Source organism: Bacillota bacterium (assembly GCA_012518215.1).
GTDB lineage: Bacteria > Bacillota > Dethiobacteria > DTU022 > PWGO01 > JAAYSV01.
The window spans coordinates 1-20,282 of sequence record JAAYSV010000027.1 but is presented as its reverse complement, the minus strand read 5'-3'; the positions used below and the strand labels follow the sequence as shown (position 1 = coordinate 20,282).

The 20,282-nt window shown below is 49.6% G+C and carries 17 protein-coding genes; 8 read left to right on the top strand and 9 right to left on the bottom strand.

Annotated elements, in window-relative coordinates:
• The first annotated feature begins 25 nt into the window (after window positions 1-25).
• Entirely contained in the window at window positions 26-1,726 is a 1,701-nt protein-coding gene (locus tag GX364_04700; protein ID NLI70146.1) for a sulfatase-like hydrolase/transferase, read from the top strand.
• Between the two features lie 306 nt (window positions 1,727-2,032).
• Here the strand turns inward: GX364_04700 and GX364_04695 are convergent, their stop codons facing one another.
• Both GX364_04695 and rph read right to left on the bottom strand, forming a co-directional pair.
• Window positions 2,033-2,653 carry an XTP/dITP diphosphatase gene (locus GX364_04695; GenBank protein NLI70145.1) on the bottom strand — a complete coding sequence of 207 codons (621 nt, stop codon included), beginning with the start codon at window positions 2,651-2,653 and terminating at the stop codon, window positions 2,033-2,035.
• 16 nt (window positions 2,654-2,669) lie between these two features.
• Window positions 2,670-3,428, bottom strand: coding sequence for a ribonuclease PH (gene rph, locus GX364_04690; protein NLI70144.1), 759 nt, complete (start codon window positions 3,426-3,428; stop codon window positions 2,670-2,672).
• Window positions 3,429-3,636: 208 nt separating this feature from the next.
• Between rph and GX364_04685 the strand changes: the two genes are divergently transcribed.
• A complete protein-coding gene (locus GX364_04685) occupies window positions 3,637-5,037 on the top strand; it encodes a diguanylate cyclase (GenBank protein NLI70143.1) in 1,401 nt (466 codons plus the stop codon).
• A gap of 122 nt (window positions 5,038-5,159) precedes the next feature.
• The gene (locus tag GX364_04680) at window positions 5,160-6,203 is read left to right on the top strand and encodes a rod shape-determining protein (protein ID NLI70142.1); all 1,044 of its coding nucleotides are present in this window, start codon (window positions 5,160-5,162) and stop codon (window positions 6,201-6,203) included.
• Between the two features lie 50 nt (window positions 6,204-6,253).
• Here the strand turns inward: GX364_04680 and GX364_04675 are convergent, their stop codons facing one another.
• Together GX364_04675 and GX364_04670 are read right to left on the bottom strand one after the other, a co-directional pair.
• A complete protein-coding gene (locus GX364_04675) occupies window positions 6,254-7,312 on the bottom strand; it encodes a hypothetical protein (GenBank protein ID NLI70141.1) in 1,059 nt (352 codons plus the stop codon).
• Window positions 7,313-7,417: 105 nt separating this feature from the next.
• The gene (locus GX364_04670; protein NLI70140.1) at window positions 7,418-8,218 is read right to left on the bottom strand and encodes a glutamate racemase; all 801 of its coding nucleotides are present in this window, start codon (window positions 8,216-8,218) and stop codon (window positions 7,418-7,420) included.
• Between the two features lie 545 nt (window positions 8,219-8,763).
• Between GX364_04670 and GX364_04665 the strand changes: the two genes are divergently transcribed.
• Genes GX364_04665 through GX364_04650 form a run of 4 tightly spaced genes read left to right on the top strand, consistent with a single transcriptional unit; the run spans window position 8,764 to window position 11,788 of the window.
• The gene (locus GX364_04665; protein ID NLI70139.1) at window positions 8,764-9,372 is read left to right on the top strand and encodes a pyruvate synthase; all 609 of its coding nucleotides are present in this window, start codon (window positions 8,764-8,766) and stop codon (window positions 9,370-9,372) included.
• Window positions 9,344-9,679 carry a 4Fe-4S binding protein gene (locus tag GX364_04660; protein ID NLI70138.1) on the top strand — a complete coding sequence of 112 codons (336 nt, stop codon included), beginning with the start codon at window positions 9,344-9,346 and terminating at the stop codon, window positions 9,677-9,679. Before GX364_04665 ends, GX364_04660 begins: the two co-directional genes overlap by 29 nt.
• On the top strand, window positions 9,672-10,859 hold the full coding sequence (porA, locus tag GX364_04655; GenBank protein NLI70137.1) for a pyruvate ferredoxin oxidoreductase: 1,188 nt from the start codon (window positions 9,672-9,674) through the stop codon (window positions 10,857-10,859). The genes GX364_04660 and porA overlap by 8 nt, the downstream gene beginning before the upstream one ends.
• Entirely contained in the window at window positions 10,859-11,788 is a 930-nt protein-coding gene (locus tag GX364_04650) for a pyruvate ferredoxin oxidoreductase (GenBank protein ID NLI70136.1), read from the top strand. Before porA ends, GX364_04650 begins: the two co-directional genes overlap by 1 nt.
• Window positions 11,789-11,873: 85 nt before the next feature.
• On the opposite strand, the gene codY is transcribed toward GX364_04650, so the two are convergent.
• The 4 genes from codY to GX364_04630 all read right to left on the bottom strand — a co-directional run bounded on the left by codY (window position 11,874) and on the right by GX364_04630 (window position 17,914).
• Window positions 11,874-12,659 carry a GTP-sensing pleiotropic transcriptional regulator CodY gene (codY, locus tag GX364_04645; GenBank protein NLI70135.1) on the bottom strand — a complete coding sequence of 262 codons (786 nt, stop codon included), beginning with the start codon at window positions 12,657-12,659 and terminating at the stop codon, window positions 11,874-11,876.
• A gap of 147 nt (window positions 12,660-12,806) precedes the next feature.
• Window positions 12,807-13,526, bottom strand: coding sequence for a ZIP family metal transporter (locus GX364_04640; GenBank protein ID NLI70134.1), 720 nt, complete (start codon window positions 13,524-13,526; stop codon window positions 12,807-12,809).
• 49 nt (window positions 13,527-13,575) lie between these two features.
• The gene (carB, locus tag GX364_04635) at window positions 13,576-16,821 is read right to left on the bottom strand and encodes a carbamoyl-phosphate synthase large subunit (protein ID NLI70133.1); all 3,246 of its coding nucleotides are present in this window, start codon (window positions 16,819-16,821) and stop codon (window positions 13,576-13,578) included.
• A complete protein-coding gene (locus GX364_04630) occupies window positions 16,805-17,914 on the bottom strand; it encodes a carbamoyl phosphate synthase small subunit (GenBank protein NLI70132.1) in 1,110 nt (369 codons plus the stop codon). The genes carB and GX364_04630 overlap by 17 nt, the downstream gene beginning before the upstream one ends.
• 296 nt (window positions 17,915-18,210) lie before the next feature.
• Here GX364_04630 and GX364_04625 point away from each other — a divergent pair, with 296 nt between their 5' ends.
• On the top strand, window positions 18,211-18,744 hold the full coding sequence (locus GX364_04625; GenBank protein ID NLI70131.1) for a gamma carbonic anhydrase family protein: 534 nt from the start codon (window positions 18,211-18,213) through the stop codon (window positions 18,742-18,744).
• A gap of 145 nt (window positions 18,745-18,889) precedes the next feature.
• Here GX364_04625 and GX364_04620 read toward each other — a convergent pair whose 3' ends face one another.
• Window positions 18,890-20,071, bottom strand: coding sequence for a methyl-accepting chemotaxis protein (locus GX364_04620; GenBank protein NLI70130.1), 1,182 nt, complete (start codon window positions 20,069-20,071; stop codon window positions 18,890-18,892).
• Between the last annotated feature and the right edge of the window lie 211 nt (window positions 20,072-20,282).

Below are 20,282 nucleotides of genomic sequence, written 5' to 3'. Positions count from 1 at the left end.
ATTCTTTTAACGGAGGAGGAAGAATATGTCTACCAAAACAGTAAGAGAAAAAAGAGTGATGGTGTTCTGGGTTTTCATAACTGTGGCAGCCTTGTTGCTTCTGGTCGCGGGTGTTCTATCCGTGGAAATGCGCGAAACGAAGGTGGAACGGATGGAAAATGAGTTTTCAGCGCAACCCTCCGAAGCACTGGCCGATCATGTTTATCTGATCATCGTGGACGGGCTTCGCGTCGATGGGATGGATAGCATGCCCTACCTGAGCGAATTGGCCAGCCAGGGAGGGTATGGCATCATGACCGTACCGGAGCCGACTTTCTCGCGGCCTGCCTATGCACGGATTATCACGGGTGCCTCTTCTTCCATCACCGGAATAAACAGCAACATGCAGGCGCGCAAGCTTGACATCCCCACGATATATGATTTGGCTGTCAGCCAGGGATTGACGACCGGGGCTTCGGCATACAAATGGTTCTATGAAATAGCCGTGGGTACTCCTTACCGGACAGGAAAAGGTTGTGAGAACAGAACCATCAAGGATCGGACCCTGCCCATCCAGTATGGGTATTATTACGACGACAATGATGATTATACTTATGATGATCGGGAAATCTTCGCCCAGGGAAAAGGGATCATGGAGGAGCATACCCCCAATTTTCTGATCGTCCACTCAATGGAGGTCGATATGGCCGGGCACAATCACGGAGGCACCTCCGTGGAATACAGGGAGAGAGTCAAGGAAAATGACCTTTATATACGTGAACTGGTGGAAGCCATCCCCCACCCCGAAAAAAGTATCGTCATGGTTATGGGAGACCACGGTCATATCGACAGGGGAGGGCACGGAGGCCCTGAAAAAGAAGCTATCGAGACCCCCCTGGTAATATGGGGGCACAATGTTCTGACCGGTTCAGCGGATGGTTATACCCAACTTGACCTTGCCCCGACCATTGCTGCCCTCCTGGGCATGCCTTTTTCCACCTACATGGAAGGTAAAGTTATGGATGAACCATTCGACTGGCCGGCGGGAACAGCCGCCGCTTACAACAACACGCTTTCCAGGTTACACCAACCCTTCGTGGCCTCGCTCTACGACAGATTCGAGGTTCCCTATGCCGATGAAACGGAAGAGATATCGGTCACCGCACTGCATGAAATAATGCACTTGAAAGCGGTCTTTTTCAAGTTCATTTTTGCCCTGGCCATTCTGCTGATCCTGTTCATCATCCTCTTTCTGTGGTTCAAGCTCTACCGGTGGAACAATATCCGGAACATATTCCGGGGCAAGGGGTGGACCCTGGCCAGCGCTTTCATCGCTACGATTGTCTATATTCTCGTTTACCAACTCGCCCTGAAACTTCTGGGTCTCGATTATTCGTACAGCATCGTGGATGTCAACGTCAAATTTGTGGGTATAGCCACTTTGCCGCCATTGATCGCTTTTGTTTTCTTTTATTTGATTTTTGCCCGATGGATGAAGGAACGGGCTGACATCGAAAGTTTCTCCATTCATACGATAACCTTGGTCATTGCCTTTCTGGCAACTATCATCGTTGCCGCCGTCAAGCAGGGAGGGAACGATATCTTTCTGCCGGATTTCAAATGGTTCCTTGTCTATGCTTTCAGCGCCTATCACCTGTTTATCACCGGACTATGCTGTATTGTTTTCAGCCGATTCACGAAAAAATCAGCATTTGATCTGGATGCAAAAGCAAGGCAAGCTTTGTAATCACGGCAAGGCAGAGTTTTTCGAGCTTGCGGAAGGATGACCACGCCGACCTTCGGTTGAAAAGCGGAACACCTTTGTATGGAAAAGATAGAAAACACCCCTTCAGGTATATCTGGAAGGGGTGTTTTCTTTGATTTTCTTGCCCGTCCGTGCAACCGATGTGAAAACCTTTCCGTTACCATCCGTCCATCAATGTAAATGCAGAAAAAGACAGTCTTCTCCCCGATCCCATTCATCATGCAGAAGGCACGTTAATACCCAGGCGAAACAAGAAACCCGGACGATGTAAATAGTGTGCGGGAAAAGTTAGACGCGATCTTGACCGAAAAGTTTTTCTACAATCGGACGCAGCCTGCGCAGGGCTTTGCCCCGGTGGCTGACCATGTTTTTTTTCTGCGGCCCCATCTCGGCAAAGGTGAGCTTACCCCCCTCGAAGATAAAGAGGGGATCATAACCGAAACCTCTTTTTCCCCGCGGAGCGGAAGCAATGGTTCCTTCGCAACTTTCTTCGATTATTTCGACAGTGCCGTCAGGACAAACAATCGCGAGAACACAGGTAAACCGGGCTCCCCTTCGTTCTTGCGGAACTTCCTTCATTTCTTTCAGCAGCAACAGGTTATTCTGCATATCATCGGCGTCAACCCCCGCAAAGCGGGCCGATTTCACGCCGGGAAGGCCGCCCAGAGCATCCACCTCCAGGCCGGAATCATCGGCCAGGGTAATTTCCCCGCAGAAATTTGAAATCTGGTGCGCTTTCTTAAGTGCATTGTCCGTTAAATTTTTCCCGTCTTCAATGACAACCGGAGCCCCCTCAACCTCTTTCAGAAAGACGATCTCCAGCGGCAGACCTGCAAGGATATCGCGAATCTCTGCCACCTTGCCTTCATTATGTGTAGCCACGATCAATTTTTTCGCCTTTTTCCCCATCTTCATTCCTCTTTTTTCAGGCTTTCCCGTAATACTCGATGCTGTCATCTATCTGCATGGCGGCATCGGGCCCGAGAACATTTCTCTGTTCATGGATCAATTTCTCTATACCCCCCCGGGAAAGCGTCAGTAACATATCAAGCTCATCATGGCTGAACGTTTTCCCTTCGGCGGTACCCTGTATTTCCACGAACTTGCCACTGCCAGTCATAACCACATTCAGATCCACAGACGCACCGGAATCTTCCCTGTAATCCAGATCCAGCAGGTATTTCCCATCCACTATTCCCACACTTGCCGCAGCCAGAAAATCTACAATCGGCAGACGATCAATAACCCCTTCCTCTTTCAGATAAAGTAGGGCATCAAAGAGAGCCACACAGGCGCCGGTGATGGAAGCCGTACGTGTTCCCCCATCGGCCTGAATAACATCGCAATCGATCAGGACAGTCCTCTCCCCCAAATCCGGCAGGTGAACGATAGAACGCAAGGAACGGCCGATCAATCTTTGTATCTCAAAAGTGCGCCCCGAAGTTCTTCCCCGTTCGCGCTGGTGGCGTGAAGTCGTTGATCCCGGTAACATGGCATACTCGGCCGTAATCCACCCCCGGGACATTCCTTTGAGAAATGGGGGAACGCTTTCATCGATTGAAGCCGTACATATTACTTTGGTATCCCCGGTCTCGATCAACACCGAGCCGGCCGGATCTTTAAGGAAATTGCGGGTAATATTTACAGACCGTAACTGATCTTCATTTCTGCTATTTTTACGCATCGCCAACCCCACCTTTTTTCAATAATTGACAGTTACAAAAGACACGGATATACTCAAAATGGGTAGGTTTGCCCATGGTTGCCTGGGCCATAGACCCCAGTTTTTAACTGTCGTCTTTGTTGACATCCACCCTTCACCTATGTTGTGAATTATATCATAATAATATAAGACCGGATGGCCAAAAAAATTGTTCGCGGGATAATAGCAAATGAACGAATATCTGGAAAATATCGCCAAAGTCAATATCATGCTGGTTTTGAACAACCCTGTTGAGCGTGAGCTGATCAAAAATATCCTGACCAGGAGAGGCTACAAACTCTACGAGGCACTCAATCATGATCTGGCCATAGAACTGGTCCCTTCCGTCCTGCCAGGAATTGTAATTGCCGCTACAGGCATCGGTGAATCCGGGGACAGGCTGCTGACAGAACTGAAACACCGTTCCTCGTCCTCCAACATTTCTTTCATCCTGTTAACCGACAACAACGATGAAGAACAGAAGATAAAGGCCATTTCCTGTGGAGCCGATGATATTATCAGCCGCCCTTTGAGCAAAGCGGAACTGCTGTTCAGAATCGATAAACTGGTAAATGCGAACAGCCCGCAACAAAAATTTTCATTTGAATTGGATGACCCTCCGGGAAGAGAATCGCCCCGTTTGAATGGTCGGGCGGTTCCCCTTGAAGATAGAAAACCGGTAGTCCTCGTCGTCGATGACAACAGATTGATAAGGAAACAGCTCAAAGATTATGTGGAATCCCTGGGCTGCATCGTCATCACCGCCGCCGATGGATTCACAGCCCATGAAGCAACCCAGAACCATGACCTCGATCTTATCCTGCTGGACATTATCCTTCCCGATTTCGGAGGCATGGAACTTCTGGAAATGGTGCGGCAACAGAAGAATCTTCTGCAGCTACCGGTTATCATTATCTCCGGGCTCTCCGATTCCGACAGCAAGCTCAAAGCTCTGGAACTGGGGGCAGATGATTATATCACCAAACCCATTGATTTCAATGAATTGCAAATCAAAATGAGGACGGTTCTACGCAAAAAATTTTATTTTGAAGAAGTAACCCAGAATTATCACCGCGCCGTCAAAAGATCGATAACCGACAGTCTTACGGATCTTTACAACCGTGGATACTTCCATGAATTTTTGGAAAGAGAAATAAAGCGATGTCGGCGCTACCATCACGACCTTACCCTGATCATCGCCGATATAGATTTTTTCAAAAAATACAACGACCGCTACGGCCATCCCAGGGGCGACATTGTCCTGAGAAACGTGGCCAATATCCTGAAACAAAATATTCGCAGTTCTGACCTTGCCGCCAGGTACGGGGGAGAGGAATTTGCCATTGTCCTTCCGGAGACCGATCTTGCAGGCGGGCTTACCGTTGCGGAGAAAATCAGATCCTCGGTGGAGGATTACAACTTCACGGGGCAACAACATTCCCAGCCCGGGGGAACGCTTACCATCAGCCTCGGGGTATCCTCGATTCCGGCTACGGACAAGCATACCACCCTCACTGAATTTATCACCAGGGCCGACAAGGCCCTCTACAAAGCAAAAAGAAAAGGACGCAACCTGGTCGTCTCTGCTTGAACAATATCAAAACATTTTAACCACAAAATCGGCACGATCGGTGTATATTCCACCCTCTCTTGAAGATAAATAATATAGAAAGCATTCGCATGGAAATTCAAATTGGATGGGGGGGAATCATATTGGACAAAAAAGGCCCGGATGGATACCAATCTTCCTTTTTCCGCCGGGATCTGGCCGTGGACATGGGGACGACCAACACCCTGATCTACTCCCCCCGCAAAGGTATCATCCTGCAAGAGCCATCGGTCGTGGCCATAGACAAACGTACCGGCGACCTTCTTGCCGCGGGAAGAAAGGCATACCTGATGCTGGGAAAGACACCGGTAAATATCAAGGCGGTCAAACCACTACGCGAAGGAGTGGTAGCCGACTTCAACTATGCCCAGAAGATGTTGCAACACTTTCTTTTCAAGGCGGTCAACAAGATCCCCCTGGTGCGGTTACGAGCCATCATTACCATTCCCTACGGCACTACACAGGTGGAACGGCAGGCTGTCATTACCGCAGGGAAACGTACCAGAATCAGGGAGATCTATCTGATCGAGGAACCGCTGGCTGCCGCCATCGGTACAGGTTTACCCATCGAAGACAGCAAAGGTAGCCTGATTATCAATATGGGTGGCGGCGTTACGGAGATCGCCGCCGTTGCCATGGGCGGAATCATTTTTGCAAAATCCATCCGTCAGGGTGGGGATAGTCTTGATAGTGCCATACAAAGATATGTTTATCATAAATTCAGCATGGAGATAGGTTCGGGAACCGCAAAACGAACAAAACATGAAATCGGCTATGCCCTGAATCCGCCATCTGAAAAAAAATTTGAGATACGGGGAATCAACTGGAAGACACAGAAACCGGACAAAGCCCTGATAACTGCCCCGGAAGTAAACGAAGCCATTGCCCCCATTCTCCACCCGTGGACAATGGCCATAAAAAATGTATTCGACCAGGTTCACCCCCAGTTCGCGAGTGACGTATTGAATAGCGGGTTGTTCCTGGTAGGCGGGGGGGCACTGTTAAAAAATATAGATCTATTCCTGAACCATGAATTGAATCTGCCGGTGAATGTTGTCAAAGAACCCCTGACCTCGGTGGTCCTTGGTGCCAGCCTCGCCCTCAAATATTTCAAACATCTGACTTACCTGGAGCTGTACCGCGCCTGAAAATGCTACCGATCACCAATCAGTCTTTCCGCAGTCAGGCAGCAAACACCCTACAGGCAATTTATCCATTCGGGACGGGATAGGGGCAGGGACAGGTCGGCCCCATCAGGCAAGGTGATTTCTTCTCCGTCCACGAGGATTTTTACCTCATCGATCGCCTCGCAGGCAGTCAGAGTTAGCACGATCAGATTCAGCATATTCTCCTCGCCGCTTTTTCCACCACGGTACCCGGTGAATTCCCCGGAAAGATTCACGATGGCCATACCATCTTCTATTTCAAAACCAAGCAATCTGGTAGCGGCCGGGATATCGCTGTAGAGGCCGCTGCGGTGGCGCGGGCCGGACAAAAGCTCTTCCAGCGAAGCTTTCGCCGGAGCCTCAATCGGCGGACCGCTCAACACCCTTGTCACCGGAACATAAAAAATACGTCCTGTACCCGCATGGGCAAAATATACCGTGAGTGCCGTACTGTCCCGGTAATCAGCTACATCATCATCAATTTCAAGATTGATCATCATGTCTTCCCTGTCAAAGGGTTCCTGGCCCGGGGCTCCCCCGGGAAACTCGTCAATTTTTACCCCTTCCACCGTTATCTGTACCCGTTTGACATTTTCAAACTGCCACAGGGAACTGCAAATGCTTCCCAGGACCAATCTCTCCGCCTCCGGCGGGTAAGTCAGAAAGGAAGCGCTTAGATTCAATGTGGCCAACCCATCTTCAACAACAAGTCCCCTGACGATGGTATTGGGGGGGATGGGAGGGTAGAGTCTGGCCTTCGACAGTTCCGGATCATCTTTTGAAGTTGCGATAAGTTTTTCAATTACGCTACGAGCAATCGTTTCGGTGGGCGTTATATTGCGGGTAACCGGTACCAGAAAACGGTTGTCAACATCCGGATAATACAGAATGTAAAGATCATCCGGGTTTTCGCCCTCTATCCCCTTTCTGTTCCCTTCCGCGGAGGGCAGGGATAAGCCTTCAGACTGTGAATCCCCGATACCGAACAATGGTAAGGACCATCCGCCATCATTGCACCCCGCCGTTAGCACCGGGATCAGGAACAATGCCGAATATAACACCACCCGCAAAAAGAACCTCCCCATTTTCATTTTTCAACCTCCCGGGAATGATCAGATAGACAGTGCTATTGTTTTTTTATAATCATATCGATCCGAAGGTTGAAATATGACCAAAACATGAGAGGGTATGTTTGGTTACAGCATTACCCGGTAGGATTTCAGATTGCTGCCGAGCAGTTTGGAAGCTGTTTCTTCAAATTTGTCGGGATCACCACTGACAAAAAAACGGTGGGTGCTTTCACCAGGAGGTTTCAGAAGGTTTCGCGCCGCAAATAATTCCTTCGCCCCCCGAACAATTTCTTCCGCAGAGCTGATCAATGTTACCTCATTGCCCATTATGTCTTGAAGAACATCGGCCATGAGGGGATAATGCGTGCAGCCAAGGATAAGTGTATCCACCCCCGCCTGTTTGAGAGAGTGAAGATATTCATGCGCCACCCTGTGCGCTTCGGGTGTATGAATGAGATCGTTTTCTACAATCAAGACGAGTAACGGACAGGCCATGCTGAACACCTTCAGGGAAGGGTCAAGGGCATGGATGCTTTTTTCATAAGCACCGCTGGCGACAGTGCCGGTGGTACCAATGACGCCGATACGCCCGTTGCGGGTGGTTTCCACCGCAGCCCGGGCCCCGGGTTCAATGACTCCGACAACCGGAATATCCAGCTGCTGTTGATAATGATGGAGTCCCGCGGCAGTGGATGAATTGCAGGCCACCACAATCATCTTTATCTCCTGGGTTTTGAGAAATTCAATGATCTGAAGAGAGAAACGGCGGACCTCATCATGGGGCCGGGAACCGTAGGGAAATCTGTATGTATCACCGAAATATACTATCTTTTCGGAAGGAAGATGCCGAAAAAATTCACGGACCACGGTCAGCCCGCCTACCCCCGAATCCAATATGCCGATGGCTTTATCGGATTCATGATTCACTTCTGCACCCCCCCTGCATATACTAAAAAAATACCGGACCTTGCAAAACAAAGTTTAGCAACTTTGCGGGATCAAGTCAATTTGCAAGGTCAAGCAATATTTTGCAGGGAATCGTCAAAAGATGATACCTTTTTCCGGGATTTCAGGAGCAACGGGTTCGTTTCATTCTGTCAGTCCGGTTGGGAATTTGTGTCATTGATGTTCAAGCCATATATCTGGTAAAATAAAAATAAAGATCTGCATATACCGTTGTTTTTTGTCATTATCAAATCCGTATCCTGGACACATAATCTATCAGCCGAGCATAACCCCTGCAATTTTTAATATATCTTATTCGGCAGTATTGGTGTTTTTGAGTCATTTATGGAGCCAAACCCTGTTTACTTATTTTGAAACATGGTAAAATATCCGGCAGAAGTCTTGAAAATAATACATTATTCCGGCCAGTTGACCATTCTGCTTTACAAGCATTTACTAATCTGATATATTCTTTGAAATGGGAAACATTACAAACATGAGGACCCAATTGCAGGAGGTGGAGAAGCTTGCAATGCCCGAACAATGAAGTTACAGAAATTCGCTGGCATGCCCGCGGTGGGCAGGGTGCGGTTACGGCATCCAAGACACTTGTAGAAATGATTTTACCAAAAAACATGTACTTCCAGTCGTTTCCCGAATTTGGACCTGAACGTATGGGAGCCCCGATTCAAGTTTTTAACCGGATCAGTTCATCCCCCATAACAGTCTACTGCGGGATAACAACCCCGGATATAGTTCTGGTCCTCGATGTTACATTGTTGGATGTTGTTGATGTCACTTCCGGTTTAAAGAAAAATGGAATCATCATCGTGAACACAAATCTCAACCCCGACATGCTATCCAGGATATACGGGTTGCAAGACTACCGGCCCTACACAGTGGATGCAACCCGCATTGCCCTGGATACCATGGGTAAACCTTTTGCCAATATCCCCATGCTGGGCGCATTTTTGAAGATTACCGGTTTGCTGGAAAAAGAAGAAGCAATAGAAAACTTGAGATCTTCTTTCAGCAAAAGATATCCTTCCCGGATAGTAGATATGAATGTCAAAGCCCTTGAACATGCATACAAGGAGGTCAAGCTACATGAAAAAGTGGGAAGTAAAAGATATTGAAAAATGGGACTGGAAGAAACACCCCCTGGGAGGGATAATCGTTGAGCCGGGTAACGCCGAACAATATTCAACGGGAGAATGGCGTTCCTTGCGGCCCATCAAAGACGATGAATTGTGCAATGACTGTCTATTATGCTTCATGTACTGTCCAGACTCAGCCATACGTGTCGAAGATGGCAAAATGGTCGGTTTCAACCTCGAGCATTGCAAGGGGTGCGGTATCTGTGCCCGGGAATGCCCCAAAAAAGCAATCAAGATGGTTGATGAAGCCACTCAGAGAAAAAAAGAGGTAAAAAACAATGCCTGAAACAGCTGCTGTTATTGGTACCGATGCCGTTGCTGAAGCCATGCGTCAGATTGAACCTGATGTGGTATCTGCTTATCCTATCACGCCACAGACATCGATAGTGGAAACTTTTTCAGAGATGGTCGTGAACGGTAAAGTTCATACCGAGATGATCAATGTAGAAAGTGAACATAGCGCCATGAGTTCCTGCATTGGAGCTGCCGCTGCAGGCGCAAGGGTTATAACCGCAACTTCGTCGCAGGGGCTGGCATTGATGTGGGAACTGCTCTACGTTGCTTCCGGCCTGCGTCTCCCCATCGTCATGCCCAACGTTAACAGATCCCTGTCAGCCCCCATCAACATTCATTGTGATCATAGCGATAGTATGGGCGCACGTGATGCGGGGTGGATACAGGTGTTCTGCGAAAACGTCCAGGAATCATATGACAACACCATCCAGGCCGTGAAGATAGCCGAAAACAAGAAGATACTCCTGCCGATCATGATCAACCTGGATGGATTCATCATCAGCCACAGCGTGGAACGTATCGAGTATTGCGAAGATGAAGAAGTCCGCAGTTTTATTGGTTCCTATGTACCGGACCATTATCTTCTTGACCCCGGTCAACCTGTATCGATGGGTAATTTTGACACGTTGGGCGGTTACTATTTTGAATTCAAGCGTGCCCAGGAAGAGGCAATGAGCAATGCCCTGCACGTTATCGAGGAGGTTGGCAGGGAATTTGGGGACAAATTCGGGCGATATTATGGATTGTTCGAGGAACTTTTTCTGGAAGATGCCCAGGTAGCCCTGATAGCTGCCGGGTCAGCAGCCGGTACAGTTGCGCATGTAGTAAAAGAAATGCGGAAAAAAGGCCTGCCGGTGGGTCTTCTGAAGTTGAGGGTCTTCCGCCCATTTCCGGTAAGAGCCCTGCAAAAAGCGTTGGCTCACGTTCCCGTAATCGGAGTCATGGACCGCTCCCTGATGTTTGCCGGAGAGCAGGGCGGACCGCTATTTTCAGAGATACGTTCTGCTTTTTACGACCTGGAAAATAGACCCCGTATTTTTGAACTGGTTTATGGTCTGGGAGGAAGGGATCTGGGCACGGATCTTGTCGAAAACGCCTGCCGGGATCTTCTCGAAGGCCGTTATCCCGAGGGTATACTCTATCTTGGCTTGAGGGAAGGAGATGTTATCTGATGAAGACAGCCGAGGCAGCCCGTAAAAAACAATATCTAAGCGGTGGTCACCGCATGTGTGCAGGATGTGGAGCACCGATTGTCATCCGCCAAATATTGATGGCCGTTCCCGAAGATGTACATCTTGTAATCGTAAATCCAACCGGTTGTCTGGAGGTCTCCACCACGATATACCCCTACTCGGCATGGAAAGCATCCTATTTGCACAATGCATTCGAGAATGCTGCTTCCACTTTGAGCGGTGTGGAAACTGCCTATCGTAGTTTCAAAAAACAGGGACGGCTCGATGAGGAATACCGCTTTGTAGCCTTCGCCGGAGACGGCGCCACCTACGATATCGGTTTGCAAGCCCTTTCCGGGGCACTGGAACGTGGCCACAGAATGGTCTACGTCTGCTACAACAACGAGGCATACATGAACACGGGAATCCAACGTTCGGGAGCTACCACTTTTGGTGCCTGGACAACCACAAGCCCGATTGGAAAAACCGGTTTTGGCAAGACCGAATTCCGTAAAGACCTTACTTCTATCGTGGCCGCCCATGGGATACCCTACGTGGCGCAGGCCTCCATAAGCCACTGGAAAGATATCATCAACAAAGCGTCGAAAGCATTTGATACCAAGGGCCCGGCATTCATCAACGTCCTCTCACCCTGCCACAGGGGATGGAGGTTCCCCATGGAAGAAACGATCGAAATAGCCCGCCTCTCGGTCCAATCCTGTGTTTGGCCGCTGTATGAAGTGGAAAATGGGAAATGGAAGCTCAACTACAACCCCAAAAATAGAAAAAAGAGCCTGGAAGAATACATCAAACCACAGGGCCGTTTTGCACATCTGCTCAAGGGGCAGAGTGAAGCACAGCTGGCCAGGCTGCAACAGTTTGTTGATGGGGAATGGGAAGCCCTTCTTGAACGTTGCGGGGAGCTATGAAATAAATATCAAATCGGATCAAGAACAAATAACATCCGCCAGAAGGCGGATGTTATTTCAATATCCGGTCTATTTTGTTACGTGATTACGGGGAAATCCTTTTCATGATTTCATCCTTGAAGACATTATTCTTTACCCTGATATAGGTGCCTTTCATCCCCAAAGAACGTGAATCTATCACCCCGGCGCTTTCAAATTTGCGCAGAGCATTGACGATGACCGAACGGGTAATACCCAGATTGTCTGCTATCTTGCTGGCCACAACGATACCTTCCTTGCCGGCCAATTCCCTGAATATTTCTTCCAGCGCCTCGAGTTCAGAATAGGAAAGACTGCTGAATGCCACATCAAGAATGGCCCGAAAGCGGGTATCTTCTATTTTTATTTCTTCCGCGGCCCTCATCATTTCCATACTTATTACGGCAGCGCCAATCTCGGCCAGAACAATATCATCTATGGAGAATTCCCCCTGATATCTGTGGAGGAGAAGAGAGCCCAGTCGCCTTTCTCCAAGGATGGGCACAACGGCCATCGCTTCCGGATGATGCCGACAATCCAACGATTTGTCTTTCAAAAAAACACATTTGTCGCTTCGATACACTATATTGATTTTTGATTCGTCGCTGCCCATCAAAAATTTTTCATTGTACCAGGAGGGAAATTCACCTTTTTCGATAATATTCTCCTGAAAATAACTGCACCCGAAATCCTTGACCACGCTGTATCCCAGAATCTGCCCCCTGGTGGAGACAATAAATATATTGGCTCTTATCCCTTCCTGCAAAATGCAGGCTCCCTCGGTAAAGTTAAGTGATTCCGTGGAACTTTGAATCGCTTTTTTCATATGTCTAACCTTTTCTAGAAGGGTCATCGCTCGCATCTCTTCAGTTTCCACCTTTCATTGAAAGTCCTTACTAATAGTAAGATTTAAAGACAAAAAAGTCAAGGATTTTCAGAGCTTGATAACAGGCCGACATTATCGATCATTTTATTTACCCACTGGCCCCGAATGGATTTGCTACTGGGCAGATAAAATGAACATCCCTATGATAACGCCAAAGACAATCCCCAATGTGGCCGAGTGCCCCTCGGAAGTATTGTGGGCCTCGGGAATCAATTCATCACAGACAATATACAGCATGGCCCCCGCAGCAAAAGCAAGCGAGCTGCTCAAAAAGGTAGAGGAAATGCTGCCGATCAGGGCCCCGGCCATGCCACCAAACGCCATCGGCAATCCAGCCAGTATCGTGGCCAAAATGATTGTAAGGTTGCGAAATCCTCCCATTTTCATGGTCGTGGCCATGGCGATGCCTTCCGGGACATTGTGAAGAGCCATGATGATGGCAATTTCCAGGCCAAAACCCACATCCGCGTAATAACTGGATCCGATGGCCAGGCCTTCCGGAACATTGTGCAGCGCAATGCCGATACCGAGCAAAATCCCTGCCTGGCGCAGACGATTTTTCTGCTCCCCTTCAGCACCAAAATGCTGGTGGGGAAAAAATAAATCGAGAACGTAAAGTAGCAATATCCCCAGGGTCAGGCCAATCAACCCCATCCATAGTCCGCCTATGGAAACCGATTCGGACAACAACTCCATGAAGATGATGACCAGCATTATCCCTGCCGAGAGGCCCAGCAGCAGGCTCAAAAGTTTTTTCCGGGGCCTCCAGAGCAAGAACGAGAACAAACCACCGCTGGCAGTACCCAACACCCCGGCAAAAAGGCCCAGAAGCATGGCCTTGACCCAGAATGACATCTATATCCGCCCCCCAGGTGAACAAATTTTATTGCGAAGAACAAGAAACATTCCTTCTGTCAAGATAATCCTGTATCGTGATATATTCAAGTTTTTTACCCCTGCGGATATAGCAAAGAGCATGGTAGATCTCCCGAGCCGTATCCAGGGAAGTAAGACAGTATACATTATGCTCTGCCGCCGCCCGGCGAATTCTGAACCCATCCCTCTCGGGAATTTTTCCCTTTGTAAGAGTGTTCAAAACAAGGTTGATTTCTCCGTTGCGCAGCAGATCAATGATATGGGGCGACCCTTCCCCCACCTTGCGAACCCTTTTCACCGGGACACCATTTCTCTGCAGAAAATCTGCTGTCCCCCCGGTAGCCATGATCTCGTATCCAAGGGCAGACAGCCCCCTGATCATGGGCATGGCCTCCTTTTTGTCCTTGTCTGCAATGGTGGCCAGGATGCGGCCCCCCGCGGGCAGTGAGAAACCTGCTGCCACCAGAGCTTTGTAAAGGGCCGAAGCAAACGTGGGCCCCATCCCGATTACCTCCCCGGTGGATTTCATTTCCGGACCAAGAACGGTGTCAAGATCCATTATTTTACCAAATGAAAAAACCGGAGCTTTGACACTTACATACGGAGGGGGATCGATGATACCGCTGCAGTAACCCAACTCTTGCAGTGTCTGCCCCAGGCTCACTTTAACAGCCAGTTTGATCAACGGTATACCTGTAACCTTGCTCATGAACGGTACAGTCCGACTGGAACGGGGATTTACCTCCAACAGATAAAGTTCTCCCCCGTATACCACGTACTGGGCGTTGATCATCCCCCTCACATCCAGGGCCCTGCCCAACCGGCGAGTGGAAGAAAGCAGTTCCCCGTAGATGTCCTCCGACAATCTCTGCGGGGGATAGACAGCAATGCTATCACCGGAATGAACCCCTGCACGCTCGATATGTTCCATGATTCCCGGTATCAATATGTCTTCACCGTCGCATACAGCATCAACCTCGATCTCCAGGCCATCGAGATATTTGTCCACCAGCACGGGATGGTTTGGAGAGACCTTGACCGCCGTTTCCATGTAATCCTTCAGTTCTTCGTCGCGGTAAACAATTTCCATGGCCCGGCCGCCTAGCACATAGGAAGGCCTGACCACCACCGGATAACCCACTGCAGAAGCAGTTTTCAGGGCCTGTTCAAGCGAGTAGCAGGCTTTCCCGGGCGGGCGTTTCAAATCAAGTTCCTCAAGAATCAGATCAAATTTTTCCCGATCCTCCGTTCTGTCGATACTGTCCACGGAAGTGCCGACGATCCTGACTCCTTTCCGGTGAAGGGATCCGGCAATGTTGATAGCCGTCTGTCCTCCGAATTGGACAATAACCCCTTCCGGCCTTTCCCGTTCAACAATGTTCATTACATCCTCCAGGGTAACCGGTTCAAAATACAGCCGGTCCGAAGTGTCAAAATCGGTGCTTACCGTCTCGGGATTACTGTTGATGATGATCGTTTCAATGCCCTCATCCCTCAGGGCCCAGGAAGCATGGACCGAACAATAATCGAATTCTATGCCCTGCCCGATCCTGATGGGGCCACTTCCCAGCACGATCATTTTCCTCGCCCTGGTGGGGAGAGATTCATCGTCATCACCGTAGGATGAATACAGATAGCGCGGCATGGTTTCAGCCCCTCCGGCACAGGCATCAACCTTTTTGTAAACCGGTGAAATATTGCCCCATCGGTCATGCCCCTTCGCCTTTCTTCCGCCATCTCCCATCAATTCATGCAAAAAAACATCTGTAAAACCGGCCTCCCTGGCCTGTTTCCACAATTGTGGAGGCATGATTTTACCTTCTTCACCGATGTGATTTATTTTTTTCTCAATTTCTATGATATTGTTGATCTTGTTGATAAAAAAGAGGTCTATTCCGGTGAGACGGCCAATCTCTTCCGTGCTCATCTCGCGGCGCAGAGCCTCGGCGATGATGAACAACCTTTCATCATCCGGCTCGGCCAGCCTCCTGCGAATGTCTGTCTCCGATTTGTTTTCGGTACCGGGAAGAGAAAGCCCCGAAACTCCTATCTCCAATGAACGAGCCGCCTTCATGAGGGCTGCCTCCACCGATCTTTCTATGGCCATCACCTCACCCGTGGCCTTCATCTGCGTGCCAAGATTGCGCTGGGCCAGGGCAAATTTATCGAAAGGCCAGCGCGGAATCTTGACTACACAGTAATCCATCACCGGTTCGAAACAAGCATTTTTCAATCCTGTAATGGCATTGGTAATCTGGTCAAGGTGCAATCCGATGGCAATCTTGCCGGCAACCCTGGCAATCGGATAACCGGTAGCCTTGGAAGCCAGGGCACTGGAACGGCTAACCCGCGGATTGACTTCAATGACCGCGTAATCCAAACTCCCCGGGTCAAGGGCAAACTGGATGTTGCAACCCCCTTCAACCCCGAGAGCCCTGATGATCCTGTATGAAGCATCTCTCAACATGAGATATTCGGAAGTTCCAAGCGTCTGCACAGGGGCGATCACCATACTGTCGCCGGTATGGATTCCAGCTGGATCTATATTTTCCATGCTACATACAATGATACAATTATCCGCCCCATCGCGTATCACTTCAAACTCGATCTCCTTCCAGCCAGCCACACTCTTCTCGATGAGAGCCTGATTGATGATACTATGCTTCAAGCCCCTGAGTACCGTTGCATGCAGTTCATCCGGGCTCTTCACCATCCCGCCCCCCGTTCCCCCAAGCGTATAAGCAGGGCGGACGATCACCGGGTACCCCACCTCGGAAGCAAACAGGGCTGCATCTTCGACATTGTCCACCACCACACTGGGTGGAACCGGCTCACCGAGCGAGGCCATGAAGTGTTTGAACCGTTCCCGATCCTCCGCTTTCTCTATCGTATCCATGGAAATACCGAGCAATGCTATACCCAATCTCTCCAGGACACCCGCCCGGTACAGTTCCTTGGCCAGGTTCAACCCCACCTGCCCACCCAGGGTAGGCAGCAGCCCCTGGGGCCTTTCCTGTTCCAGTATCCCGGTCAGAACTTCCAGAGTTAGCGGTTCCATGTAGATGCGGTCGGCCATCTCCAGGTCGGTCATGATCGTCGCCGGGTTGCTGTTTACCAGCACCACTTCCAGCCCCTCTTCACGCAGTGAACGGCAAGCCTGGGATCCGGCATAATCAAATTCTGCTGCCTGTCCGATGATGATGGGTCCGGAACCGATAACGGCCACTTTTTGCAAATCAACCTTTTCGATCAAAAACGCCCCCCGCAGACAGGGCTTCCCCGAAAACACCGGAAAAAACAGATGCGAAAGCCCTTTTTGTATGTGAATAATAAGGCCAGAATTCAAAACCCCAGGCAGGTGCAGAAACATGCCTGAAGCCCTCAACCACTCCATCATGCAAGTTGAAATGAGTAATGGTCGCCGTGGGAGGCAGACTGTCTCTATCGATGGTATAGCCCCTGTTCTGGGATGTGATGTAAATCCTCCCGGTAGCCACTTCCCTGATCGGATAACCCTCCCCCCGGTGTTCCGGCCACAGGCGAACCGTCGCCGCCCCCATGGCCAGAGCCAGCACCTGCGCCCCCAACGAGATGCCCAGCAGGGGAACAGCCCCGATCAGGGCGGAGACCCCTTCAACAATGGACGCAGCAACATCGGCGGGATCACCGGGCCCACCGGCGACAATAACCGTTCGGGGCCGTAATCCGATCACCGTTTCTGGTGACGTTTCTCCCGGAACCACCACCGTTCGGAAACCCTCTGCCTTCAATGCACGCAGCAGGCTCAATCTGAGCCCCAGATCTATAACAACCAGATCGACAGGGGGGACGATATCCCGGATCCTGGAAAGATACTCCTCGCCCACGCCAACCCCTGCCGATGAATGGCGGCCTTCCCGGTCATCCATGTTCCTCAATTGGCTGACAACTTCCTCCACCGGGTGATCACCGGTCAATATGGCCCCTTTCAAGGGCCCGGAACGGTGGATATGGCGGTTCAAAGCACGGGTATCGATACCGCTTATCCCCACAACGCCTTCCTCTTTCAAATAGGTATCAAAATTTTTTTCGCAACGGAAATTGGAGGGTAGCAAACAATGTTCCCGTACAATCAGCCCCTTCAAACAGGAACGGGAAGACTCCACATCTTCCCGATTGGTACCAACATTGCCGATCAACGGAAAACTCAAGCTGAGAATGAGGCCCGCATTGGCCGGCTCGGTGATCAACTGCTGGAAACCGGTCATGGTGTTGTGAGCGGCAATTTCACCGACAACATATCCCCGTTTTCCAAAAGAAATGCCCTCGAAGCTTTTTCCATCCTCAAGTATTACCCGGGCGTTCACCGACTACCCCCCGCAAGCGGCCATGATTTTTTCCTGGGCAAAAGATAAACCTCCTGCAGCCCAGAGTCCGGCCAAGGAGGTTTCCTTCACAATCACCGCAATATAGTTCTCCTTTCCAGCCTCTCTGGACTGGTTTAAAGGCTTGCCTCAACCATTTTAACAGTTCGGGAAAGGGAACGTCAATAGCAATTTGCATGAATCGGACATGAATCGGACACTTCATGCCCTTTATTTTTGACACCCCATTTTTATCATAGTATCATTGGTAAAACAGAGCAAGGAAGGAATAAATGACCATGTTTATCGAGTTTAACGGCAAGAAACCCCGCATTGCCAGGGGAGCATATATCTCTCCGACAGCCGTTCTGATCGGGGATGTAACCGTTGAAGAAGGCGCCAGTATATGGTTTGGAGCAGTTCTGAGGGGTGATTTCGGCAAAATCGTGGTCGGCAAAAATTCCAGCGTGCAGGATAACTGCGTTGTCCATCTCCTGCCCAACGGTGAAACAATCATCGGTGAAGAAGTGACCGTCGCCCATGGTGCCATTCTGCACAACTGCACGGTAAAAAAAGGAGCGGTCATCGGCATGAATGCCACCATCCTTGATTTTGCGGAAATAGGGGAATATGCAATGATCGCTGCGGGGAGCGTGGTTGTAGACAAGACCATAGTACCTGATCGTCACCTGGCCGCCGGAACACCGGCGGTAGTCAAGAAAAAAATTGACGGAACTTCCCTGTGGTGGATTGAACAGAGTGCAAAATCATATCAAGCCCTGGCGCGGAAATACATCACGGAAAGGGATAACCGCGATGTTCCCCCATTATAAACTTGCTTCACCCGGAAACGGAAGGTGAAACGGGCATTTCCTTTCCCCCGTATTTTCATCGCATGCGATAATCATTCAATTTCTGGGGAAATAAACCGGTATGCCTGGTTGAAAAAGAAGGAATCGGAACAAAAAGACCGCACGTCTACACTTTGAATACCGTCAATAGCTCGAGCATCTGACTGAATTCATCGCTGAGTTTCTCCACGTTGACCAGGATTTCCTGTATCGATGCCGATTGCTGTTCCGTGACCGCCGAAAGTTCCTCGCTGCCGGAACTTATAAGCCCCGAACGCGATGCGATAAAATCAACCTTGGTGGTGATATCCCCCACGTTGCCGGATATCTTGCCGAAGATCGTTTCGATCTCCTCCACCTGGGAGGCGGTGTCGCTGATGCTTTCCACACTGCCCTTGATCATCTTCTCCGTCTGCCGAACCTCTTTCTGTACTCCACTGATCATCTCCGCTATCTCCTTGGCCGCCTCGGCAGTCTGATCGGCCAACTTGCGTACCTCATCGGCGACGACGGCAAAACCCCTCCCGTGTTCACCTGCACGTGCTGCCTCGATGGAAGCATTGAAAGCCAGAAGTTTGGTCTCACTGGCAATTTCCGTAATTATTCTTACAACCCGGCCGATCGCTTCGGACCGTTGGAGCAACTGCACCACATAGGGATCAACCTCGGCAATCTTTTCCGAGGCATCCCGGATCCGACCGGTAGAGGAAAGTACATTCTGGCGGCCGGTCTTGATCTCCTCGAAGGCCGTCTTTGAAGTAAAGAGCATCTCCTGTGCATTCTGATCAAGTTCCTGGGAACTCCGGGAAAATTCATTTACTGCCGAAGCCACCTCCTCGATGCCGCCGGAAATCTCGGTTATAGCTTTGCTGATCCCTTCCATCCGTTCGCCGGAACCGGTTACCACGTCCATCCCCCGCCCGACCAGGAAATGCATCCCCCTGAGAGCAATATTGAAACCCCTGGCCAGCATGGAAAATTCGTTGCGCCATTTGATATCTTTCTCGATCTCCACCTCGATGGCGAGGTCCCTCTCCTTGTTGACCCTCTCCATGATCTGCAAAATTTTACTTATGGGCTGAAAATAATATGACAGAATGAGGTAGGAAGCTCCTCCACCAATCGCCGCCATCAACAGGCCCGCCAGAACAAGGTAATGCAATACAGATATCAGGTCTATGCCCTGGATAAGATAGAAGGCAATCCAGGATAGAACGGTGATAACAAAGATGATCAATGCCAAAAAAATGCTCAATTGAATCCTCAGATTGCCCCGTCTTTTTTTTCTTTTATCCTGGGCTTTTTTCAATAGTAGCCTCCGTAACCATAATTTGCCTCAATTATAGCTTACATAAACAATGATAACAACTTTTTTTTGCCAATTGCCATTTATTGTAAGTTGCAAGTTTAATTGCCCACCATATTTTACCAATCACACTAAGCTGCCATATAAATATCATTGGCTGTTTTGTATCCGAACATCCTTCTTGGATAATTATTCATCCACTGCTGAATCCGCT